Raw genomic sequence first — 5,598 nt, 5'->3', positions numbered from 1 at the left:
TCTTCAACATCAACTACTCCAGTTTGGATCACACGTTTTACCCCAACTCTGTGTCCAGAAAAACCGGAGCCGCCGCACTCTGGACCGACGATTTGATGAGCTTGTCGAGTGCGCCTGACTTTTTCTGCTCATTCACGTAGTTGTTCAGGAAGGCGAGGTCAGATGCCGACGTCTCCTTTCTGGCTCCAAACGCAACTTCCTGTTGAGCCAGTGGCGGGTTCGGCTCGATTGCAACCGCCCATTCGGGATGAGCCTGTGTCAGCAACATATTGGTGATGTTCGCATCTGCGAGCAGGTCCGCCCGCTTGGACATGAGCGCAAGGCGCGTCTCGTCATTACCAGGCAGCCGCATGATTTGAGCTTGTCTGACGACGGACGTAATTGCCTTGTCCTGCACCGTTCCCGACATGACGGCGATGGTCACACCCGGCTTGTCGATTTCGGCAATCGTTTTGGCACCCTTAATTTTCGGGTTGTTTTTGTTGTACACCAGCGAAACGTTGTAAGGAATCGCACCGACTGAGAACGAGACGGCTTTTTCGCGCTCCGGGGTGTCGTTTAGCGCGAGCGAGAGGTCCCATTTGTCCGACTGCAGTCCAGCGACGATGTTGTCCCATGTCGTGTCGACGAACTCGACCTTCACCTTCAAGACCTTCTCGCCGAAATTGCGGCACAACTCAGAGAAGAAGCCGCTGTAGTCGCCCGTTTTCGGGTCCCGCATAACATACGGGGGCGCTACAGCCGCGCCGCAGCGAAGGACGCCGGCTTTCTTCACGCTTTGCCAGGCGTCATCCGCTTGAGCCGGAGCGACGGCAAACATGGAGAGAGCGGCTGCCAGACATATAACAACTTGGCGGGAAAAACGAAACATTCCAATCATCACGACCTCACAGAGCAGGATTAGTCCCAAAAAGAACTTCACTCACCACACAAACATGTGTGTTTAGATGTGTGCATCTATGTATGCATCATAGGGAGCCAAAATTTCTGCTGTCAACTAGGCGATTGCCCTGGATGAGCGCCGCAGTAAAAATTGGCGAAGCGGACTATTGGCCGGTGGCGCTCACGGCTAGAAGGTCGGCATCAAATAGTTCATTTAACTAAGGAATCTTGTTCAAACAGTAGAAACCACTTGTTTGCCGGAGAGCATGCGGGCATCGGCTGGTATATAGCGCGTCTGAAGTTCTTATCCAACTGTATTCAGGCATTTGGCGTCGTCGGAGGCCGTGGTATGCGAGTCGTCGTGCTGGGGAGTGGAGTTGTTGGCGTAACGAGTGCGTCCACCTCGCACGTGCTGGCCACGAAGTGCCTGAGATAGCGATCGTGGAACGCGGTTACAAGGGTGTCGCCTTAACGGCGTAAAGATCTACCAACCGGGTTTGAAGCGTGGTAACACGCGCGGGTTTTTGGCGATGATCAGGCGGCGCAGCGCAATCGAGCTAGCCATCGGCCATATGAGGGCGGATGGCAAACTTGATTGGAACAGGCTTGAAGGTGCGCTGGGCGACGCGATCGAGTGGGAGGTGCGGCGCCGGTCACAACATGCGGATGAACTTGAGGAAGCTGCGGCTTCTTTGTGCCTTTGCTTTTGCCGATCTGCTCAACCATAGCATTGTCGCCGACGTGATGGCGTGACGCCGACAGAACGCGAAACGGATTATAAGGACGGACTAGTTAATTCGGCTGCGAGTTGTGGCACGCGAAAACGCACTGCGATTGGCTGCGCCCCGGAATTGTGCTGTACGGCAGTTCACTTCCGGGGGTGGTCAAGCGATGTAAAGGACGTGTCACTGCGCGCATATGACCCTTGGCAGCGAAATTATCGGCACCCAAATCATCAAAGCGGAAGAAACTGTGGGTTACGCTCGTGCGTACACTGCCGAACGAGAAATCCGGATCGGCGTAGTTGCATGCGGATACGCAATGGGCGCTGTTCTGCGACGCTTTCGGGCTTGCAGTGCTCAAGGCGGACGAGCGTATCGCTTTCAACAATCAGCGCGTCCAGGCTCGTGAATGGTTGCTGCTGCAGCTTCGAAAGCATTTGGAAGCCTTCCCAGCTGCCGGGATCAGCGCAATCTTCGAGCGCTGCGGGCTGCCTTATTGACGCCTCGCCAAGCTACTCAACGGTCACGACGATCTTGCCGATCTGGTCATTCGATTCAAGGTATCGGTGAGCTTCGACGATCTGACCAAGTTTGAATGTCTTCGCGATTTTCGGCTTCAGCTTGCCTTTCTGCAACTGGTCGCGAACATAATCCGTTGCTTGTTTCATCGCTTGGGCATCGTTGAAAAGCTCCGGAATCGCCCATGCGCGAACTGACAGCGCTCGTGCCAGGGCGGGCCCACTTGGATAGGGGGTTGGTCGAGGATCGAGCAGGCCGTAAACGAAGTACGTACCTTTGTAGGCTGCCGTCTGGACAAGGGCTTCAAAGCCGCTTCCAAGGATGGGGTCGAACACGATCCGTGCACCCCGGCCATCCGTTATATCGGCTGCTCGCTGCACAACGTCTTCATCGTCGCTGACTATCACATGATCGAACCCCAGGGACAGGAGTTCGTTCTTCTTCTTCGCCGTCCGCGTAATGCCTATCGACTTACCGCCCTCGGCCTTCACGATTTCCATTGCCGCAATTGCAACGCTGCTGCTTGCCGCCGGGAGCACCACGAAGTCGTCGTTTGTGACGTGCGCTAGATGGACTAGTGCTCCGTATGCGGTCAAGTACTGCATCCAGATCGATGCTCCTTCTTCCGGAGTCAGAGTGTCTGGATAAGCTGCCAGCGATGTCAAGGGTACGACGGCGACCTCACCGTACACGCCATATTGGCCGACATGGAAGTTTGGGATGGTGCTGAAGGTCTTCCCGACGAGGCGGCAGTCGACGCCCGGACCGACGGCTTCAACGACGCCAGACGCCTCGTAGCCGATCTTCGACGGGAAGTCGGGCTGTACGACATAGTGCCCCTCCCTGAAGAGGGTTTCTGACCGATTCAGTCCAAAGGCCTTGATACGCAGACGTACCTCGTCCTTTCCCGGTTGCGGGATCGGAAGGTTCTCGAGTTGCAGGACCTCCGGCGCGCCGGCACGGTGGAATCGCACAATTCTCGCGGTTGTGGTCAACATTTTTCTCCTGATCAGTTTGAGATCGCGCATGCGGCGCGGTCTCGTCTGTTGTTGGGATGCCTTTCGCAGGAAAGGATTGCTAAACCTCCACGATCACGAGGCTGCCCGCCTCACCAGGGAAGCAGCCCCGCTGCGTTCGAGAACGTGCCGGTCGGACCATTTGCGTCGAGGAGGGCCAGGCGGACGGGTTCCCGCGCCGCATCCTCTACCGATCCAGCTCCGGGGGCATGGTTGCTCAAATCGGTTGCGGTGAACCCCGGACAGACTGCATTGACCTTGATGCCGGTTCCCTCCAGCTCGATGGCGAACGCCTGCGTCACTGCATTGAGTGCGGTCTTCGATGTCTGATAAACCCCGACGTACTGTCGCGAGTAATCCGACGGGTTGTCCTTGAGCGTGAGGGATCCACCTGCGCTCGAAATGTTGACGATGCGGCCGGCCGGTGCTTTCCGAAGAAGCGGCAGCAGCGCCTGCGTGACGGCGACAACCCCGAACACGTTGGTCTCGAACACCAAGCGCATATCCTCGACTGATACACGGCTCACCTTATCCCCGTCCCTCATTTCTTCGAAGGACATCCCCGGCTTGATCGGACGCGAGATCCCCGCATTGTTGACCAGCACGTCAAGACGACCCAGCGTCTCTTCAATCTGCGCAGCCGCTGCCGCAATGGACGCCTGATCCGTCACATCAAGCTGGATGGCCTGAGCCTCTGCTCCAACGCTTTTCGCTGCCGTCACGCCCAGGTCCAGCTTGCGTGCGCCGACGAGTACGGTAAAGCCTTTCGATGCCAGATCTTTCGCAATCTGAAGGCCGATTCCCTTGTTTGCACCGGTAACGAGTGCCACGGGTGTGCTGTGCATGTCTGCTCCGTTTAAAGATGATGGGCGAGCGCGATTCGCTTAAGTTAGAATGAAAGCGGAACCTCGCTCCGGTTTAAGACTATACGGAACATGGTTCCGCTTATCAAGAGGAAAATGAATTGAGCAGCACGACCAAGACGTCCGCAATCAAAAGTGCACCGCGCTCCGTGCGCGCTGACGCGCAACGCAACATCGAGACGCTCCTGCGGACGGCCCTGGCTGTTTTCGAATCCTCGGGAATCGATGCGCCAGTGCGCGAGATTGCGCAAAAGGCCGGGGTGGGAATCGGCACGATCTATCGCCACTTTCCGCAGCGATCCGACCTTGTCGTGGCCGCGCTGTGCAGCGAAGTCGATGCCTGCGCCGATGCGGGGATCGCACTCGTTCCACGGTCGGTGGCGGCGAGGCATTGGTGGGATGGATCGGACGCTACGTGGACTTCGTGACGACGAGGCGAGGACTCGCCGCCGCCCTGAATTCGGGCGACCCCGCCTTCAAGGCGCTACCATCGTACTTTCTCGAGCGACTCCGCCCGGTCGTTCAGAGGCTCCTCGATGCGGCGACCGCTTCGGGCGACATTCGCGAGGGAATACAGCCCGACGAGCTCCTGTGCGCGGTGGCTGCCCTCTGCGCGCCGCTTGAATGTCCCGATCCACCGGATGCCCGGAGACTCGTCGCTCTTTTCGTCGACGGATTGCGCTATGGCGCAATTTCTCAGGTTCCTCGGTCACTGCCGAAGTAAGACTGCAAGCGAAAGGATAGGAGTTTTTCTGATCAGAATCAGATCCCTCGGGCAGCGAGCGCGGTCGACCGGTGACTGATCTGCTACCGCGGCCTACTGAACCAATACATTAGCTTTTAGTGCCGCGACGACCAGCGGCGCTGACGCAGTCAGATGTGCGGTCGGCGCAGGCGCCGCCGGTATTCCGGTTACGATACGGATCTCGTCGCTACGGTCATGTGCACAACAGGCCGGCTGATTTTTCGCAATACCAGGGCAGCAACGAACGCTACGAGCCCACCGGCAGCGAGTGACATATACGCCCACCCCCACTCATGCGTCCAATCGAGCGTTGCTCCGAATGTCATTGGCGCAAGCGCCCCAGCCCCGAATCCGAGAATCGATCTGACTCCCATCACCCGGCCGAGATACGCTGCCGGCACCTCGTCAGTCATGGCCGCTGAAAGTACGCCCGAATCGGCAAGAATGAAAAAGCTGCCAATGGCCACGAGCGCGATCACCCAGCCTGCGCCCCACTGCGCGGACCAGCCGATCAGCATGGAGCACAAGGCGCCTATGGCACCAACGTACATCAGCACGCGTGAGCGGCCCCATCGGTCCGACAACGCGCCGACGACTCCCGTGGCGATCATCCCCGACAGGTGCACCGAGCCGCCCACAATCAGGCTTGTGGTCATGGCGCCAAGCCCGCACGGTTGAAGTACGGTCGCCAACAGCGTCGGGGTCCATGCCCAGCTACCCAGCAACTCCCAGCAGTGGGCAATGTAGCCGACCAGAAGACATAGCGACGTGGGACCGAATATGCTGCTCCAGGGCAATGGCTCGGCAGACACCTCCGCTTTACGTTCATGTCGTCGGTTCTCGACGCCTTT

The 5,598-nt window shown here is 58.1% G+C and carries 6 protein-coding genes and 3 pseudogenes; 5 read left to right on the top strand and 4 right to left on the bottom strand.

Annotated elements, in window-relative coordinates; all coding sequences use genetic code 11:
* Positions 1-37 precede the first annotated feature (37 nt).
* Positions 38-820, bottom strand: coding sequence for a transporter substrate-binding domain-containing protein (locus tag EVC45_RS43220; protein WP_248295509.1), 783 nt, complete (start codon positions 818-820; stop codon positions 38-40).
* Between the two features lie 491 nt (positions 821-1,311).
* Here EVC45_RS43220 and EVC45_RS43215 point away from each other — a divergent pair.
* The 3 pseudogenes from EVC45_RS43215 to EVC45_RS47415 form a co-directional block, all read left to right on the top strand.
* A pseudogene (locus tag EVC45_RS43215) lies at positions 1,312-1,635 on the top strand (IS5/IS1182 family transposase); the annotation flags it as partial.
* 165 nt (positions 1,636-1,800) lie between these two features.
* A pseudogene (locus EVC45_RS47420) lies at positions 1,801-1,875 on the top strand (hypothetical protein); the annotation flags it as partial.
* 37 nt (positions 1,876-1,912) lie between these two features.
* Positions 1,913-2,101: pseudogene (locus EVC45_RS47415) on the top strand (CoA transferase); the annotation flags it as partial.
* A 15-nt stretch (positions 2,102-2,116) separates the two neighbouring features.
* Here the strand turns inward: EVC45_RS47415 and EVC45_RS43205 are convergent.
* On the bottom strand, positions 2,117-3,151 hold the full coding sequence (locus EVC45_RS43205; protein ID WP_211193586.1) for a zinc-dependent alcohol dehydrogenase family protein: 1,035 nt from the start codon (positions 3,149-3,151) through the stop codon (positions 2,117-2,119).
* An 80-nt stretch (positions 3,152-3,231) separates the two neighbouring features.
* Entirely contained in the window at positions 3,232-3,984 is a 753-nt protein-coding gene (locus tag EVC45_RS43200) for an SDR family NAD(P)-dependent oxidoreductase (protein ID WP_129964176.1), read from the bottom strand.
* Positions 3,985-4,103: 119 nt separating this feature from the next.
* Between EVC45_RS43200 and EVC45_RS47410 the strand changes: the two genes are divergently transcribed.
* Positions 4,104-4,430, top strand: coding sequence for a TetR/AcrR family transcriptional regulator (locus EVC45_RS47410; protein ID WP_248295508.1), 327 nt, complete (start codon positions 4,104-4,106; stop codon positions 4,428-4,430).
* Positions 4,325-4,726 (top strand): hypothetical protein, encoded by a 402-nt coding sequence (locus EVC45_RS48120; RefSeq protein ID WP_373683129.1) that lies wholly within the window; start codon positions 4,325-4,327, stop codon positions 4,724-4,726. Before EVC45_RS47410 ends, EVC45_RS48120 begins: the two co-directional genes overlap by 106 nt.
* Before the next feature lie 188 nt (positions 4,727-4,914).
* On the opposite strand, the gene EVC45_RS43190 is transcribed toward EVC45_RS48120, so the two are convergent.
* Positions 4,915-5,598: MFS transporter (locus tag EVC45_RS43190; protein WP_129964175.1), on the bottom strand; the 684-nt coding region annotated here is incomplete at its 5' end.

Source organism: Paraburkholderia sp. UYCP14C, from assembly GCF_004197395.1.
Classification (GTDB): Bacteria; Pseudomonadota; Gammaproteobacteria; order Burkholderiales; family Burkholderiaceae; genus Paraburkholderia.
This window is presented reverse-complemented; position numbering and strand designations above follow the sequence as displayed.

Coding starts and splice junctions, on each gene's coding strand:
- EVC45_RS43220 (WP_248295509.1), bottom strand. CDS start 820: ATGTTTGCCGTCGCTCCGGCTCAAGCGGATGACGCCTGGCAAAGCGTG.
- EVC45_RS43205 (WP_211193586.1), bottom strand. CDS start 3,151: ATGCGCGATCTCAAACTGATCAGGAGAAAAATGTTGACCACAACCGCG.
- EVC45_RS43200 (WP_129964176.1), bottom strand. CDS start 3,984: ATGCACAGCACACCCGTGGCACTCGTTACCGGTGCAAACAAGGGAATC.